This is a genomic window from Rossellomorea pakistanensis, from assembly GCF_016908495.1.
Taxonomy (GTDB): Bacteria; Bacillota; Bacilli; order Bacillales; family Bacillaceae_B; genus Rossellomorea; species Rossellomorea pakistanensis.
Window position 1 is genome coordinate 25,092 of the sequence record NZ_JAFBDZ010000003.1, and the last position, 16,283, is coordinate 41,374.

General features: G+C 37.2%; 17 protein-coding genes. 12 read left to right on the forward strand and 5 right to left on the reverse strand.

Features of this window, described 5'->3' with window-relative positions:
- The first annotated feature begins 35 nt into the window (after positions 1-35).
- The 9 genes from JOC86_RS14020 to proC all read left to right on the forward strand — a co-directional run bounded on the left by JOC86_RS14020 (position 36) and on the right by proC (position 9,082).
- Positions 36-893 (forward strand): amidase domain-containing protein, encoded by an 858-nt coding sequence (locus JOC86_RS14020; protein ID WP_205173557.1) that lies wholly within the window; start codon positions 36-38, stop codon positions 891-893.
- Between the two features lie 67 nt (positions 894-960).
- Positions 961-1,434 carry a tRNA (uridine(34)/cytosine(34)/5-carboxymethylaminomethyluridine(34)-2'-O)-methyltransferase TrmL gene (gene trmL / locus JOC86_RS14025; RefSeq protein ID WP_205173558.1) on the forward strand — a complete coding sequence of 158 codons (474 nt, stop codon included), beginning with the start codon at positions 961-963 and terminating at the stop codon, positions 1,432-1,434.
- Positions 1,435-1,728: 294 nt separating this feature from the next.
- Positions 1,729-2,478 carry an oxygen-insensitive NADPH nitroreductase gene (nfsA, locus tag JOC86_RS14030; RefSeq protein WP_205173559.1) on the forward strand — a complete coding sequence of 250 codons (750 nt, stop codon included), beginning with the start codon at positions 1,729-1,731 and terminating at the stop codon, positions 2,476-2,478.
- A 525-nt stretch (positions 2,479-3,003) separates the two neighbouring features.
- Positions 3,004-4,899 carry a PrkA family serine protein kinase gene (locus JOC86_RS14035; protein WP_205173560.1) on the forward strand — a complete coding sequence of 632 codons (1,896 nt, stop codon included), beginning with the start codon at positions 3,004-3,006 and terminating at the stop codon, positions 4,897-4,899.
- 93 nt (positions 4,900-4,992) lie between these two features.
- Positions 4,993-5,172, forward strand: coding sequence for a hypothetical protein (locus JOC86_RS14040; RefSeq protein WP_205173561.1), 180 nt, complete (start codon positions 4,993-4,995; stop codon positions 5,170-5,172).
- An 89-nt stretch (positions 5,173-5,261) separates the two neighbouring features.
- Complete coding sequence (locus JOC86_RS14045; protein WP_205173562.1) at positions 5,262-5,429, forward strand: hypothetical protein; 168 nt, start codon at positions 5,262-5,264, stop codon at positions 5,427-5,429.
- Between the two features lie 324 nt (positions 5,430-5,753).
- Positions 5,754-6,920 (forward strand): sporulation protein YhbH, encoded by a 1,167-nt coding sequence (gene yhbH, locus JOC86_RS14050; RefSeq protein ID WP_205173563.1) that lies wholly within the window; start codon positions 5,754-5,756, stop codon positions 6,918-6,920.
- A 212-nt stretch (positions 6,921-7,132) separates the two neighbouring features.
- Positions 7,133-8,164: a phosphotransferase enzyme family protein gene (locus JOC86_RS14055; RefSeq protein ID WP_205173564.1), complete on the forward strand. Its 1,032-nt coding sequence runs from the start codon at positions 7,133-7,135 to the stop codon at positions 8,162-8,164.
- Between the two features lie 108 nt (positions 8,165-8,272).
- Positions 8,273-9,082 (forward strand): pyrroline-5-carboxylate reductase, encoded by an 810-nt coding sequence (gene proC / locus JOC86_RS14060; protein ID WP_205173565.1) that lies wholly within the window; start codon positions 8,273-8,275, stop codon positions 9,080-9,082.
- A 79-nt stretch (positions 9,083-9,161) separates the two neighbouring features.
- On the opposite strand, the gene JOC86_RS14065 is transcribed toward proC, so the two are convergent.
- From JOC86_RS14065 to JOC86_RS14085, 5 genes are all read right to left on the reverse strand, one after another.
- Complete coding sequence (locus JOC86_RS14065; RefSeq protein WP_205174219.1) at positions 9,162-9,776, reverse strand: spore coat protein; 615 nt, start codon at positions 9,774-9,776, stop codon at positions 9,162-9,164.
- Between the two features lie 231 nt (positions 9,777-10,007).
- Positions 10,008-10,670, reverse strand: coding sequence for an SIMPL domain-containing protein (locus JOC86_RS14070; RefSeq protein WP_205173566.1), 663 nt, complete (start codon positions 10,668-10,670; stop codon positions 10,008-10,010).
- Positions 10,671-10,679: 9 nt separating this feature from the next.
- Positions 10,680-11,081 (reverse strand): collagen-like protein, encoded by a 402-nt coding sequence (locus JOC86_RS14075; protein WP_205173567.1) that lies wholly within the window; start codon positions 11,079-11,081, stop codon positions 10,680-10,682.
- 578 nt (positions 11,082-11,659) lie between these two features.
- Positions 11,660-12,961, reverse strand: coding sequence for an NCS2 family permease (locus JOC86_RS14080; RefSeq protein WP_205173568.1), 1,302 nt, complete (start codon positions 12,959-12,961; stop codon positions 11,660-11,662).
- A 448-nt stretch (positions 12,962-13,409) separates the two neighbouring features.
- On the reverse strand, positions 13,410-14,021 hold the full coding sequence (locus tag JOC86_RS14085; protein ID WP_205173569.1) for a nitroreductase family protein: 612 nt from the start codon (positions 14,019-14,021) through the stop codon (positions 13,410-13,412).
- A gap of 147 nt (positions 14,022-14,168) precedes the next feature.
- Between JOC86_RS14085 and JOC86_RS14090 the strand changes: the two genes are divergently transcribed.
- From JOC86_RS14090 to JOC86_RS14100, 3 genes are all read left to right on the forward strand, one after another.
- Positions 14,169-14,480 carry a winged helix-turn-helix transcriptional regulator gene (locus JOC86_RS14090; RefSeq protein WP_205173570.1) on the forward strand — a complete coding sequence of 104 codons (312 nt, stop codon included), beginning with the start codon at positions 14,169-14,171 and terminating at the stop codon, positions 14,478-14,480.
- 358 nt (positions 14,481-14,838) lie between these two features.
- Complete coding sequence (locus tag JOC86_RS14095) at positions 14,839-15,714, forward strand: hypothetical protein (protein WP_205173571.1); 876 nt, start codon at positions 14,839-14,841, stop codon at positions 15,712-15,714.
- Positions 15,714-16,265 carry a hypothetical protein gene (locus tag JOC86_RS14100; RefSeq protein ID WP_205173572.1) on the forward strand — a complete coding sequence of 184 codons (552 nt, stop codon included), beginning with the start codon at positions 15,714-15,716 and terminating at the stop codon, positions 16,263-16,265. Before JOC86_RS14095 ends, JOC86_RS14100 begins: the two co-directional genes overlap by 1 nt.
- The last annotated feature ends 18 nt before the right edge of the window (positions 16,266-16,283 follow it).

Here is a 16,283-nt window from a genome sequence, read left to right on the forward strand (position 1 = left end):
CCTAACATAGAAATAATGTATAGGGAGGGAATCCAATGAAAAAACAATTGCTTCATACCCTAAATGAACGAATACAAGATTTTGTTGATCATAATAGAACGGATTTACATGAAAAAGCAAGAAGAAAGAGAGAATTATGCTCCAAAAGAAAAGTAGATATTATAAAAGTAAATGCGAATGCCCAAATTCGTAAAGTCATCCCTCTGCAGGAAGAAAAGCAGGTGTATTACTACGTGCATTTAAAGTACTTACTAAAACAAGATGACCATTTTTATATAGAAGAGGAAGTGGAGGAAAGAGTAGCATTATTTACCGATGAAAATCTTGTCCGAGATATAGAAGTGATGAAAGAGGAAGAGGAATTTGAGGGATCACAAGAGGTTGCTGAAGATGAAAGAGTTCACTTTCTATATGACCGTAGAAAAGCTGTTCAATATGCTGAATATTGGTGGAATAGCAATAATCCTGCATATAAAAGCTTTGAAGTCGATTGTACGAACTTTATTTCTCAATGCTTACATGCTGGTGGAGCACCGATGAGAGGATATCCGAATAGAGGAAAAGGCTGGTGGATGAGGAGTAATAATTGGAGCTATAGCTGGTCTGTTGCCAACTCTTTACGATGGCATCTTCCCTCATCAAATGTCGGTTTAAGGGGCATAGAAGTTCAATTCCCCCAGCAATTACAGCTCGGGGATGTCATTTGTTATGATTTTGAAGGGGATGGGCGATTTGATCATAATACGATTGTCACGGCAAAAGATGCTTATGGAATGCCGTTAGTGAACGCCCACACGACAAATAGCAGAATGCGGTATTGGAACTATGAAGATTCAACAGCGTATACTCCTGAAATTCAGTATAAATTCTTCACGATTGAAGATGATTCATAAAATATTGTTCTTCCTTAAATTAGTGGTATAATGTCACATAGAGTTTAAGATAGAGGTGACAGATGACTTGAGTATAAATGTAGTATTATTCCAACCAGAAATTCCAGCTAACACTGGTAATATAGCAAGAACATGTGCCGCTACGGATACAACTTTACATCTTATTCGTCCATTAGGCTTTTCTACAGATGATAAGATGCTTCGCCGTGCTGGTTTAGATTATTGGCAATTTGTTGAAATTGTTTATTATGATTCAATTGAAGAATTTTTTGAAAAAAATGAGGGTGGAGAGTTCTTCTACCTAACCAAACATGGTCAAAAAGCACACTCATCATTTGATTATTCGAATCTCGATCAAAATTATTTCTTTATATTTGGCCGAGAAACAACAGGTCTGCCAGATGATGTGCTAGCAAATAATAAGGACCGCTGTTTACGCATTCCAATGAACGATAACGTACGTTCATTAAATCTTTCTAATACAGCAGCCATCCTCATTTATGAAGCATTAAGGCAGCAGGATTTTCCTAAACTAAAATAAGATTAGCTTCTATAAGTAATATTGAAAAGGGTGTGAAATGCATGAAGCGTTTCAGCCCTTTTATTTGTTTGGCTCTTTTCTAAAAGTTTGTTGATTTTAACAAAAGTGAAAACGAAGTGGATTGGAGCTACAGGCGCTTGACTTCCTCCCCGTGGAAAGTAAGCGCCTGTAGCGGAAAGGAACGGTCAACCGTCAATTGTTTATTCCTAAAAAATAACAACCTCTACGAAAAGAGCCATTTTTTTGATTAAAAGGTTAAAATCACGATAATATAATGAAAAGGAGTGTTATAAAATGAATAAAACTATCGAAAAGCTACTTAGTCATCACTCAGTCAGAAAGTTTACAGAGAAAAAGCTAACAACAGAACAAATACATACTCTTGTAAAAAGCGCCCAAGCCGCTTCTACCTCAAGCTATATACAGGCATACACCATCCTGGGAATTAAAGATATTGAAAAGAAAAAAAGATTGTCCGAACTCGCAGGGAATCAGCCCTATGTTATAAATAATGGCCATTTCTTTGTTTTTTGTGCTGACCTCTATCGTCACGAGATTATTGGTGAAAATGAGGATGGGGACGTTATTGATTCTCTTGAAAGTACGGAAAAATTTATGGTTGCTGTCATTGATGCCGCTTTAGCAGCGCAGAATACAGTGGTAGCAGCAGAATCGATGGGCTTAGGTATATGTTATATTGGAGGGATTCGAAATAATTTAGAGGCAGTGAGTGATTTATTAGAACTTCCAGACCGTGTTATACCATTATTTGGTCTTGCTGTTGGCTATCCTGAAGAAGAAACAGGAGTTAAACCAAGATTGCCTTTACATCATATTTATCAAGAGGATCGTTATAATAGTGATCCAGGAAGAATCATGTCGGATCTAGAAGAATATAATAAAACGGTGTCTTCCTATTATGAAGCCCGAACGAATGGGAAGCGCAACGATCGCTGGACCTCTCAAATGGCAGCAATGCTTTCAAATAAAAAGAGAATGTATATGAAGGATTATGTGGAAAAGAAAAAATTTAATAAGAAGTAAGCCATAAAATAAGGCTGATTCATTCCTTCATAAATTGATCGAAAGAATGAATCAGCCTTATTCTATAACCTATTATTTGTTCGTACCTGGTTTGTCATTATAACCTGCAGTGAAAATAGCTGCAAGGAATGTTACAGTTACCCCTAAGATTAATACTGTACCCATCTTATGTGTCCTCCTTCAGTAACATTTTCCGTCTAATTTTTAGTATAGCCTATTTTAAAGATAATGTGAATGTCAGCCCTTTATTTTTTAAGGAAAATAATAAAATACAAATGAATAAGGTTTAGCTATGTACTAAAGCCAAGGAAGTCTAAGAAAAGGAAGAACGAAAGGAAAAAGCTTACTTCATGCCTCGTCTTACGCTTGTCAGGAGCACGAGAAACTTCTGCTATTTGATTTTTGAGGAGCCATTTCGTGACGAATAATCGTTTTTGAAGAAATCCCTCATGTTAATCATGTTCAAGTGACCAAGCGCATAGAGTATATTAATCGTCTCTCAACAAGCGACAGGGGGAGGTCCTTATGAGTATCTTAAGAAAAGTTGAAAACTATCGTGAAGAAGAAGAGAAATTGAAATGGGAAGGGACGTTCGCAGATTATCTAGAAATTGTAAAAGAGAAGCCATGGGTTGCACAGTCGGCACATTCACGTGTCTACAATATGATAAAAGATGCAGGAGTAGAAGAAGTAAATGGCAGACGAAGATACAAGTTTTTCAGCAACCAATTATTTGGACTTGAAGAGGCGTTAGAAAGACTTGTTGAAGAATATTTTCATCCTTCAGCCAAACGGTTAGATGTAAGAAAAAGAATCCTTCTCTTGATGGGGCCAGTTAGTGGGGGGAAATCAACCCTCGTTTCTATGCTAAAAAGAGGGTTAGAAGAATATTCACGGACTGAGCGTGGCTCTATTTTTGCCATTAAAGGCTGTCCAATGCATGAAGATCCACTTCACTTAATCCCGCAGCATTTACGGGAGGATTTCCACCAGGAGTTTGGAATTAGAATTGAAGGAAATTTATCACCCCTCAATTTAATGAGGTTAGAAAAAGAATATAGTGGACGAATTGAAGACGTTCTAATTGAGCGTATTTTTCTATCTGAAGATAAGCGTGTTGGAATTGGAACCTTCAGTCCATCCGACCCAAAATCACAGGATATTGCTGATTTAACAGGTAGTATAGACTTCTCGACGATTGCTGAATATGGTTCAGAATCTGATCCAAGGGCCTATCGTTTCGATGGTGAACTGAATAAGGCAAACCGAGGATTAATGGAGTTTCAGGAGATGCTGAAGTGTGATGAGAAATTCCTATGGCATCTTTTATCCCTTACACAAGAAGGGAATTTTAAAGCTGGCCGATTTGCCCTTATTTCAGCGGATGAGCTAATAGTTGCCCATACGAATGAAACCGAGTATCGATCATTTATTTCAAATAAGAAGAACGAGGCTCTGCATTCAAGGATCATCGTCATGCCTGTTCCTTATAACCTAAAGGTAACCCAGGAAGAGAAAATTTACGAAAAGATGATTAATGAGAGTGACGTGTCAGATGTTCACATTGCTCCACATACTTTAAGAGTGGCTGCGATGTTTACCATTTTAACTAGGTTAAAAGAGCCTAAACGCGGAGACATCGATTTCATAAAGAAAATGCGGTTATATGATGGCGAAAATGTTGAAGGGTTTAATATAGCGGATGTAGATGAAATGAAGAAAGAATATCAAGATGAAGGGATGAGCGGAATTGACCCAAGATACGTTATTAACCGTATCTCTTCCACGATCATCCGGAAAGAAGTGCCATCCATAAATGCCCTGGATGTATTGAGAGCACTTAAAGAAGGCTTGGATCAGCATCCATCGATTACACAGGAATTAAGAGAGAAATATTTAAATTTCATCTCATTGGCACGTAAAGAATATGATGATATCGCGAAAAAAGAAGTTCAAAAAGCATTTGTATACTCCTATGAGGAATCCGCTAAAACCCTTATGGATAACTATTTAGATAATGTTGAAGCCTATTGTAATAAGGCCAAAATGCGTGATCAATTAACGGGTGAAGAAATTAATCCGGATGAAAAATTAATGCGCTCCATTGAAGAGCAGATCGGAATCTCAGAAAATGCTAAAAAAGCGTTCCGTGAAGAAATCCTGATTCGAATTTCTGCTTACGCTCGTAAAGGGAAACGATTTGACTATAATTCGCATGACCGCTTACGTGAAGCCATTCAGAAAAAGCTATTTGCTGACTTAAAAGATGTAGTTAAAATCACAACATCAAGTAAGACTCCAGATGAACAACAGCTTAAGAAAATTAACGAAGTGGTTGCTCGTCTCATTGATGAATATGGTTACAATTCTAGCTCGGCAAATGATCTTCTGCGCTATGTTGGAAGCTTATTAAATCGCTAATGGGAAAATACTGCTCCATTTTATGGGGCAGTATTTTTTCTCTCCTTGTTAAAATCTATTTTTAACGGGAAAAGTAGGCATGAGGTGGTAAACATGTCAAAAAAAGCGAAAGAATTAGACAAAAATTTTGTACCGGACAACGGCTCCATGGCACCAAACATGATGGATATCAAGAACTTAGGGAAACAAATGGAAAACCTAAGAACAAATGAAGAATTGGAAGAAGTTGATAAGCAGCCAGATCCTGTCCAATATCAAAAAGAGGACACATAAATAACATTGACAGAAAAATCAGAATATAATACAATAAAGAAAATAGATATTGACGGATACAACATCACTTTCGGAAAGAAGGTGTAATGATGTCTGCCAAGCCAGTTAACAGTGAATCAGAACCCTTCAATGGAAGCATGGCTTCCAATATGGAAGAGTTAATACTGCTTGGAAAACAAATGGAGAAGCTTAGGTCAAGTGCTGAATTAAAGAGCTTTAACCGCGTATCCGATCCGGCACAGTATGATGAAGACTAATCAGGGTGACCTGATTTTTTTCTTTAAAGAAGCTAATGTTTCAAAGAGAGTCGTCTAAGGGCGACTTTTTTTACTCATAAAAAACGATTTATTATAATATGTATCATTACATGTCAGAATTTCAAAAGAGGATAAAATAGGCTTGTCTAAAGAGCGGAAAAACGTTGAATTATCTAAATTATTTGTAAATTTATTAATGTTTTTGCATAGGATAGAGTAATCAAGAATCTTATAACCTATTGGATATTTGTCATTTTGACACTCGAGATATTGTATGCATTTTAGACCAAAAGTGTGAAAAAAATTTTCCAAGGAGGGAAAATAATGAGCCAAAAGGATAACCATCAGTTTGTCATTTCGCAGGAAGACTGGTCCCTCCATCGTAAAGGTCATGATGATCAACAACGACATCAAGAAAAGGTACAAGATGCAATTAAGAATAACTTACCTGATTTAATTACCGAGGAAAACATTGTTATGTCCAACGGTCGTGAAGTTGTAAAAATACCAATTCGTTCGTTAGATGAGTATAAGATTCGTTACAATTACGATAAGAACAAACACGTTGGGCAAGGTGAGGGAGACAGTCAAGTTGGGGATGTCGTAGCCAGAGATGGCTCTCAGCAAAAAGGTCCAGGAAAAGGTCAGGGAGCAGGAGATCAAGCTGGAGAAGATTATTATGAAGCCGAAGTTTCGATGATGGAGATTGAAGAAGCCTTATTCAGTCAGTTAGAATTACCGAATCTTAAAAGAAAAGAGCAAGATGTTCAAACGGTAGAGCACATTGAATTTAACGATATTCGAAAAACAGGTTTAATGGGAAATATCGACAAAAAGAAAACGATGCTTACAGCGTACAAGAGGAATGCAATGAATGGAAAGCCGCAATTTCATCCAATTGTCACCGAGGATTTGAAATTCCGAACTTGGAATGAAGTCATGAAGCCAGAATCTAAAGCAGTCGTCCTTGCTATGATGGATACAAGCGGATCGATGGGAGTTTGGGAGAAATATATGGCACGTAGCTTCTTCTTCTGGATGACGAGATTTTTAAGAACAAAATATGAAACTGTCGAAATCGAATTTATTGCCCATCATACAGAAGCAAAAGTCGTATCAGAAGAACATTTCTTTTCAAAAGGTGAAAGCGGAGGAACCATTTGTTCGTCAGCTTATCGAAAAGCATTGGAACTGATTGAAGATAAGTATCATCCAAGTCGATTTAATATTTATCCATTCCATTTTTCAGATGGAGATAACTTAACTTCTGATAATGTCCGCTGCGTCAAACTCGTTGAAGAAATCATGAAGGTATCCAATATTTTTGGTTATGGAGAGGTCAATCAATACAACCGTCATTCAACATTGATGAGTGCCTACAAAAATATCACCAATGAAGATTTCCGCTATTTCATTTTGAAACAAAAAGCCGATGTGTTTCATGCCATGAGAAGTTTCTTTAAGAAAGAAGAAGAAAGAGCATACGCTTAATGAGTCAGGAAAAAGTCAGGAACGACTAACTGTTGTTCCTGACTTTTCATTTTGGATGAGCTGTCTGTTTAGATTAGGACAGAATATCCGTCCAAAAAGATTGATCATAAAACATTTACTGAAATTACAGAAAACTTGGTATAATCAAAGGTGAGCTAAAAAATCATTTTTGAATTTCACTACTAAATATCCTATAAATTAGAGGTACAGTCATGGAGAAATGGGTAGCCGATTTATTTAATGAAAAAGTATTGGAGAAAGCTGCTGATCGTTTTAGCGTAAGTATAAAGGAATCAAAAAAGCTTGGGGATTTTGAGAACTATGTGTATCAAGTCACGAAAGATGGAATCCCCTACATATTAAGGATAACTCATTCTTCACATAGGGAAAAAAGTCAGGTAGAAGCGGAGCTGAATTGGGTGAATTTCCTCCATTCAAAAGGTGTTAACGTGTCATTAGTGAAGCATTCGAATAATCAACTACTTGTGGAAGAGGTTTCTGTTGGAAATTCGTCCTTTTTTGCTTGTCTTTTTGAAAAAGCTCCTGGTCATCCTGTTCGGGAAAAAGAGGAATTGTTTGGGCCTGATCTTTTTGAAAAATGGGGGAAAACAATAGGGAAAATGCATAAGGTTACAAAAGGTTATAAAACGAAGGGTTCGAGAAGAGAGCGATGGGAAGAGGAAGAGCTTTTTAATTTTAAGCACTATTTATCTTCCGAAAATGACCAGGAAATCATTGATCGTGGAAATGAAATAATAAACTCAATAAAAGAGCTAGTAGAAACGAAGGATTCTTTTGGATTGATTCATTCTGATATACATCCGGGAAATTTCTTTTATCATGAAGGAGAGATCTATGTATTTGACTTTGATGACAGTGCTTACCATTATTTTATTAGTGATATCGCCATCCCATTATATTATTCGATATGGTGGAAGTTTAGAGAAGAAGATTTAGAGACTCGTACCCGTTTTGGTGAAGAATTCCTGACCAACTTTTTAAAGGGATACTTACAAGAAAATTTAATTGATGAATCCTGGATAAAGAAGATTCCTTTGTTTATGGGATTAAGGGATATGACTCTATACAGTGTATTTCATAAAAAATGGGATATTGAGAAATTGTCAGAAGAAGAAGGCAAACTCCTATCGCAGATACGTGAAAGATTGGTGAGGAAAGAACCGATCGTAGAGCTTGATTATCAACGAATCATCCGTTTAGTGAATCAAGAACGACACAATTGATAGTAAGATTACCTTAACGTTCTCAAGTATTAGGATGAACATTTAGGGTAATCTTATTTTATTTGATAAACTATTGTAGACAAAAACTTTTTATAAAGGGTGTATTAGGTGAATCAGAAAATAGGATTTATAGGTTGCGGTAATATGGCTCAAGCCATCATTGGAGGAATCATCCAATCTGGGCTATTGCCAAAGGAGTCGATTATCGGCAGTGCGAAATCGGAAAAAAGCCTTGAACAAATTAGTAGAGATTTAGCCATTAAAGTGACAAAAGAAAATATTCTCGTTGCAAAGGAAGCAGATATTCTATTCCTATCAATTAAACCGGATCAGTATGCGGCAGTGATAGAAGAAATTCGCGAGCATGTTAAAAAAGAAGTGATTATCGTAACAATCGCAGCCGGTATCACGATGGATTGGATAGAAGAACAATTTCAGTTTCCGATAAAAGTAATAAGAACAATGCCAAATACACCTTCATTAGTAAGAGAGGGAATGACCGCATTTTGTGTAAATCATACGATTCAACCAGAAGAAAAAGCAGTTATAGCCTCCTTATTAGAGAGCTTCGGAAAATCAGAAGAAATTGAGGAGAGGTTAATGGACGCGATTCCGGCAGTGAGCGGTTCATCACCTGCGTACGCTTTTATGTTTATTGAAGCATTAGCAGACGGTGCCGTCAAAGATGGAATTTCAAGGGACAAAGCGTACCAGCTGGCAGCTCAAAGCTTATTCGGTGCAGCGAAGATGGTGTTAGAAACCGGGAAACATCCTGGTGAATTAAAGGACCAAGTTTGCTCACCTGGTGGAGCGACAATTGAAGCAGTAGCTACATTAGAAAAACATCAATTTCGTGGAGCGATTTTAAAAGCTATGGAGGAATGTACGAAGAAATCAATGGATTTAGGTCGAGGGTAGTAAGATAATTGCATATTTTTAAAAATGCAGCGCTGTCCCACAAAAGGTTCCATGCCCCCATGTGTGACAGCACTACTATTTACTGAAGCGGATAGGATTGAGTAGTCTTTCCGAATCCATTGACCATCGTTTGCATATCTTGTGGATTCAGCCTAGGTACTTGATAGTATCCGTGCTTGTTTCGATAAAAGAATAACTCATAGGCCATTTCAATAAAATTAGGGACACTATCAGCAATCACTCTTCTCACAACGGGATTTGTTACTTCTAGTGCGGTCATCGTCAAGAGGGAAGCACAACTCTTTATTGAACCAAGCATTTGTCCAGAGACCTTATCATCATTCAGCTCTTGAAGGTTTGCAGCGGGCTTTTTCGGTTGGGAAGGCTTTAATCCGTATGTAACGGTATTGTTCTGTGTCATTTTATAACTTTCAGTTGGTTTCATTGGATCTTTACCTGTTGTAAAGCAATCGACAATAATATTATAGTTGTCTGCAATGAAATGATATTGCCGGTCTAATATTCCAGAGAGCTCAGGATCTTTAATAAACTGTTTCATCATTAGGTACTGATCTAGAACACCAATGAGACCGGATAAGTCTTCATGTAAATCGAATAGTTCATGCCCACCATGATTCATTTGTGGTGGATTTTGTGCTTGTGGTTGCTGACCGTTAAATTGATTTTGATTCATGTTCATTTTCAATTCCTCCTAATCTTAGTCCATCTAGTAGTATGGATTTGAGGAAAGAATCTATGCATGAAAAAATATAGATTTGGGAGGATTTAGGTTAAGGGATTTTCATGTTCTGCAGAGTATCTATGCCTTCAAGAAATAAGCCAGCCACATAGAAAGGGAAAAGGCACCCTTCCTTGGTGGCTCGCCTTATGCTTGTCGGAGCTGTTCGAGGCGCTTCCGCTTTTCTTAATATGTGTAAAATTCAACTGAAACGACGGCTCTAATGGCAATTTGTCCGGGTTGAACAGGTGCTCCCTGGTCAGCGGCTTTTAGCAATTGAACATTTGCATAAGGAATAGGTACATTTATTGGCTGTTCATTGATTACCTTTGGTTGTGGATTCAGGTTCTGACCAGATGCATGTGATAGGGTTTTTGCTTTCTGGAATGCTGTTTTGTAAGCAGCTGTGAGAGCATTTTGATAATAAAAGCCCGGGTCAGAGTGGACGAATTGGATACTTTCGACAACATTAGCACCACATTTAAGCGCTTCATCGATAATCTTTCCTACTTTATTTATGTCCCTGATGGTGATCTGAAAAATTTGCCTAACCTCATATCCAGTTAAAATCTGTTGCCCATCTTCATATCTATATTGAGGATAGACCTGGTAGGTTATCGTTTGAATATCATTTTCAGAGATTCCACTACTTTTAAAACATAATAGTAGTCTACTTGAGATTAGATTGTTTTGTTGTTGGGCTATTGATAGCTCTTTATCATTCGTAACAACCCCGAGTGTAGCGGTTGCTTGGTTAGGATCAACAAACAAAGTATGTTCTCCACTTACAGTAATGGTTCCCCTTGATGTTTTAGTGTTATCTCTTATTCCATACATTGAACGATACATATTGGTCACCTAATAGCATTGGAAGGATTGAATTCGATTTAAGTCTACTCCGAAGTATACCCATCTATAACCAATCCATCTCCATCCTGAAATAGAGCGTCTTCCTACAAAGATTGGAAAAAACCAAAAAGACTGTCTGCCTCTTAACCAAATATACGTGAAGCGGAATAAGCAGCCTTGTATAGCACCAGGGTCTACGGCTAAGGTACTTGGTCCTTGTGCAGCAAGTGAAGGCTCAAAGGATGGTGGTGGTCCTGGAGGCCCTTGATTTGTCCCACCTCCTGATTGTTCTGGAGGTGGAAAGCTAGGGAAACCTTGGTCGCTCCCTCCTCCACCTGGAAACCCAGGAAACCCTTGATTTCCTCCACTAGGCGGGAATGGAAAATTAAAGGTTTGTCTCTGATCAAACATGGCAAATATCCTCCTCTTTCTGTATTCTCGTACTATTCTATGAGAGGAGGATGGAGTGGTGCGTATCTGATATGGGCAGAGAATGTTGGTTAGATGAATAGGGAGAAAGAGACTTATATTATCACTTTTGGAAAATAATGCTCAAAGGATTATAAAAAAAGCCAGAAGGAATGGCGGTTTTACTTGTGGGAGTAAATTAGAAATAACAGTCAGTTGAAGGGATTTTCCTTATCGTCCCAACTAGTACTGACCTTCATAGCCCAGATGAAGACCATTTTCCATTACGCCCAACTTAGTTATGTCCTTCAAGCCTTTATTTAAGAGATTTGGATTAAATAATAGTCTGCAGACAGATATTCCTCATATCTAATCCACATGATTAAACACAGCAACCCCTATTAATTCAGCCGTGTAAATACCTTTGTGAGTATAGATGAAAACCGAATAGAAATTTTAATACTACAATAAAAATACACAAGCGGTTCCATTGATGAAATCGCTTGTGCACGGCTTTGTTCATATAGAATGTGTACCATTGAAGTCAATCTGTTAAGAAAGGAAGGACGATTATTACTTTATTAGTGCGGCAAAAATGCCAATTGATAAAGAAACAGTACTGCAAATATATATAACAATGGATGAACTTTCTTTCCTTCACCCTTTACCACTTTTAAGAGCGGATAAGAAATAAATCCAAGTGCAATTCCAGTTGCAATACTAGAAGTAAGTGGCATGCTTAAAATAATCAGGAACGCAGGGAAGGCTTCATCAATCTGATTCCACTTGATAGCAGAAATACTTCCCATCATTAAGCTACCTACAATGATAAGCGCGGGAGCTGTAATCGCAGATAGTCCAGATACAGCACTTACTAATGGGCCAAAGAAGGCTGCGATAATAAATAGAACAGAAACGGTTAAAGTTGTTAATCCCGTACGACCACCTGCTGCTACTCCCGAGGAGGATTCGATATAGGCAGATGTTGGACTTGTCCCAAACATTGCTCCTACTGTTGTGGCAACAGAATCAGCAAGAAGTGCTTCCTTTGCTCTTGGCAATGTGTTCCCTTTCATGAGACCTGCTTGTTGGGCAACACCGATCATGGTTCCGGTCGTATCAAAGATCGTAACAAGTAGGAAAGAAAAGACAACCGCATATAAACCGTGTTGAATAACTTCTCCTAAAGCAGTAATCGGATTAAAGACAATGAATCCTTCTGAAAGTGATGGGAATGATAAGAAACCTTCATTAAAGGAAAGCTGTCCTGTAAAGAATGCAAGGACCCCAGTTAAAACCATTCCTATAAATAATGCACCATTCACGTTTAAAACCATTAATACTAATGTTACCGCCAACCCGAATAAGGCGAGGAGAACACCAGGATCATGTAAATCCCCAAGTGTAACAAGATTTGTAGGATGAGCGGCTACGATTCCGGTAAGACGCAAACCAATAAAAGCTATAAATAATCCAATACCTGCAGTAATTCCATGCTTTAGATTTTCAGGAATTGCTTCAATTAATTTCTTTCTGAATGGTGTTAAAGATAGGAGAATAAAGATAATTCCAGCTATAAAGACAGCAGCAAAAGCAGTTTGGTAGGTGATATCATCATTACCGCCAACTACTGAGTAAGTAAAATAGGCGTTTAAACCCATACCAGGTGCGATAGCAATAGGATAATTAGCGAATAATGCCATCCATAGCGTTCCAATTACGGCTGAAATGATGGTGGCAAGAAATACTTGATCAAAAGGTACACCCGCATCAGCTAAAATGACGGGATTAACAATGACGATATAAACCATTGTTAAAAAAGTCGTAATCCCTGCAATAATTTCGGTTTTAGGATTTGTACCGTTCTCTTTCAATTTAAACATAGTGAAACCTCCAAAAGACGAACAATTTTTAAACACAAATATTATAATATTCGTTATTAATCTTAATTTCAAGTGCTGAGAGTGAAAAGATTCGTTTACAAGCTTTTCTAATCATAAAATCAAAAGGCCGTTCCAAAAGAAATGGTTTCGGATTTCTTTTAGAACAGCTTTTTTAACGTGTTAACAAATATTATATTAAGAAAGGAACTCATGAAATTTTTGGAATGCTTACGGCGTACGGCTAAAGAGTATATCGGTTTCCAGCTTCAGCACCTAGTTCCTCGAGACATAAGCCAAGGCACCTAAAAAGGGGAAAAGCTCTCCCTTACTAGGTGGCCTGTCTTATGCTATGCCTGCGGCCAACACGATGTGGTTCAGAAAGACGTTGCCACAAGACATGGCATACTTAGCCTTTCATCCTTTTTCCAAGGCTCTTCCGCTTTTCTATTTATTCCGCCCAGGTAATTAGATTACGTATATCAAGACGATCGGTTTTACGTGCCTCTTGTAACGGTTTTCCAATGGTAATTAGCATAATTGGAAGAAAACGATCAGTGACATTAAACGTTTCTTTTAGTAATTGCGGATTAAAACCTCCGATTGGGCATGTGTCCCATCCTTTTGCTTTAGCGGTTATCATTAATTGCATTGCAGCTAATGAAGCGTTACTGAAAGCAGCATCTCTTGGGTATTGGTCACGAGTATAGGCTCCTTGAATCTGCTTGTTTAAAACTGCCTTGATTTCTGCAGTCATCTCACCTTTTTCGACGGATGGGTCAAAGACGGGATCGACATTTTTATTTGCCTCGAGATCACCTAAAACGGCAACTACTGCTGATGCATCAACGATTTGTTGTTGGTTAAAAGCAATAGGAAGAAGCTTTTCCTGAACTTCTTTATGATCAAAAACAAGAAAATTCCAATGCTGCAGATTCCAAGCTGAAGGAGCTTTTCCTGCCATTTCTAAGATGCTGACTAATTCTTCACGAGGAATTTCTATATTTGGATCGTACACTTTCGTCGAACGTCTTTCTTCCATTACATTTAATATATTTTCCATAGGGGAACCCTCCTAGATATTTTCACTAATTTAAATAATGTGATATAGTAAGTAAAGTAACTTACTTTTTGTAAGTGACAACATTTCTCACTATAAAAGAAGTTTTACGCTTCGTCAAGTAATAAATTTTTAAGGAACGTGATGATTATGGATAAACAATATCTTTGCCCTAAATACGAGGCTGCTTTTGAATTATTAGGGAAGCGATGGATGGGTATCATTATTAAAGTATTATTTACAGGTCCATGCCGTTTTAAAGAATTAAATGAGTACATCCCAAATATTAGCCAGAAAATGCTTTCTGAAAGACTCAAGGAACTTGAAGGTATTGGTGTCATTAAAAGATATGTCTATCCTGAAACCCCTGTTAGAATTCAATATGGTTTGACTGAAAAAGGACTGGCATTAAAAGGTGTTTTAGAAGAAGTTCAAGATTGGGCCGAGGATTGGATGAAATAAGTGAACTCCCAACCATTCATAAGATTGTAAATGTTTTACCCTTCAAAGCAGGGGAAAATAATGTATCATATCAGAGACATAATCAAAGGAGGGTTTTCCTCATGCAAGGGAATAAAGACGAAAAAATATTAGTCATTGTGATGTTTGTTATAGCCTTCGTACTTTTAGTCGCAATCTTAAGGAAGTATATTTTTTAATCGCATAAATGTAGTGGAACGGGAGTGGCACAATCTGTGTCATTTTTTTTTTCTCCCACAGACTTCTTAATATCCTTCACGCATTTGTATTAATATTCACCACAAAAAACCCCTCCATCGAATTGGTTGAATTTGCTAATATGATAAAGGGGGGATTTAGGATGAAAATAAAAGCCTTAATGGTTCTGGCAGCGGCTTACCTTTCGATTTATTTAGCTATTTTTTGTTATGTAAAATATTTTGAATTAGAAAAGCCTCTGTTTCTTACACATTATTACGAGAAAATTGCAGCTGAATCCAGCTCGATTGTAGAATTTAACCTTTTTTATTTTGTCAATCAATCTGAGGAGAAACATTTGGTAGGGGTATCGACAAAAGGGGAAAGTGAATCCATTTTTCGTTTAAAAAGTGATGTTGCCGAATACCATGAGGGGGTTTATGTAGGGCGTAACGCATTAATTGAGGGGACACTGGTGGAAGATGAACTGGTTTTAAATGAAATGGTGTTCCTTTTTTCAGATGGGAGTCATCAAGAAGCTGATATAGGTGAAATACGTTTGATAAAAGAAATTCTTAATAAAAAGAAAATGATTGACTTCTTTGGAACAGGTTCCAGTAATCAAGGGGAATCATTCTACGGAGGGAAAATTACTAGTGACGCAACTCTAGTAGGAATTCATTATCCTTTCGAAAAGAAACTCGATTCTTTGATAACGATGAAATTAAACTCTACCAATGATTACAACCCGGCATATCCTGAAACAGTAAATTTAGAAATTACCAATAAAATGGAATATCTAAAAGTTGAAGAACTGCCATTGGAACTTGAAAGAAAAGAGCTATTGAGACTAAATGGGGTTATAAATAAAGACAAAATGTATACTAATGGAATTCACGCACTCGAGTTTCAAGTCTATGGCTACTTTAAAACAAAGGATGGGACTTTTCAGGATATTATTATGCATATAGGAGAACGTTTGTATTTGACTCAGCAAGAAATTAAGAAAATAGATAGGAAACGAGAGGAGAATCAATAGTGACTAGAAGTTTACTTCGGATCATTGTCTTTGGCTTGATGATTATTCTTGTTGATTTTAGAATAGGTACATTTGATGTCGTTAATGATTCAATTGGCTATATTCTAATCTATAATGGGATAAAAAGCATGACTAACATTAGATGGTTCCGGTATGCGAAAGTTTCGACGATTATTTTGGCGATTTTTTCTCTAATAGAGTTATTTGGTTGGAATCACATTCAATTAAATGGAGCCTATGGAGAAATGAAGCTTTTTGCAGTCTTCGGAGGACTCATTAGCCTAATCTCTTTGTTTAACAACCTGAATATTATGGCTGGATTCATTCAGCTATTACAAGATGAGGGAATTGTGGGTGCGGATAGAAAATTAGCATCTTTTAGAAAAGTATATTTTGTCATTAATGCTTTAATCATTTTACTGTTACCCTTTTCGATGTTTTTTGCTGATTGGTATTTATCCATCCTTCCTTTACCATTCCTTATTGGGTTTATAGTTGAAGTGATGTTAATCTATCGAATTAATTCTTTAAAGGCCTATTATTCTACGTGAATTTCTTTTTAGCTCCCC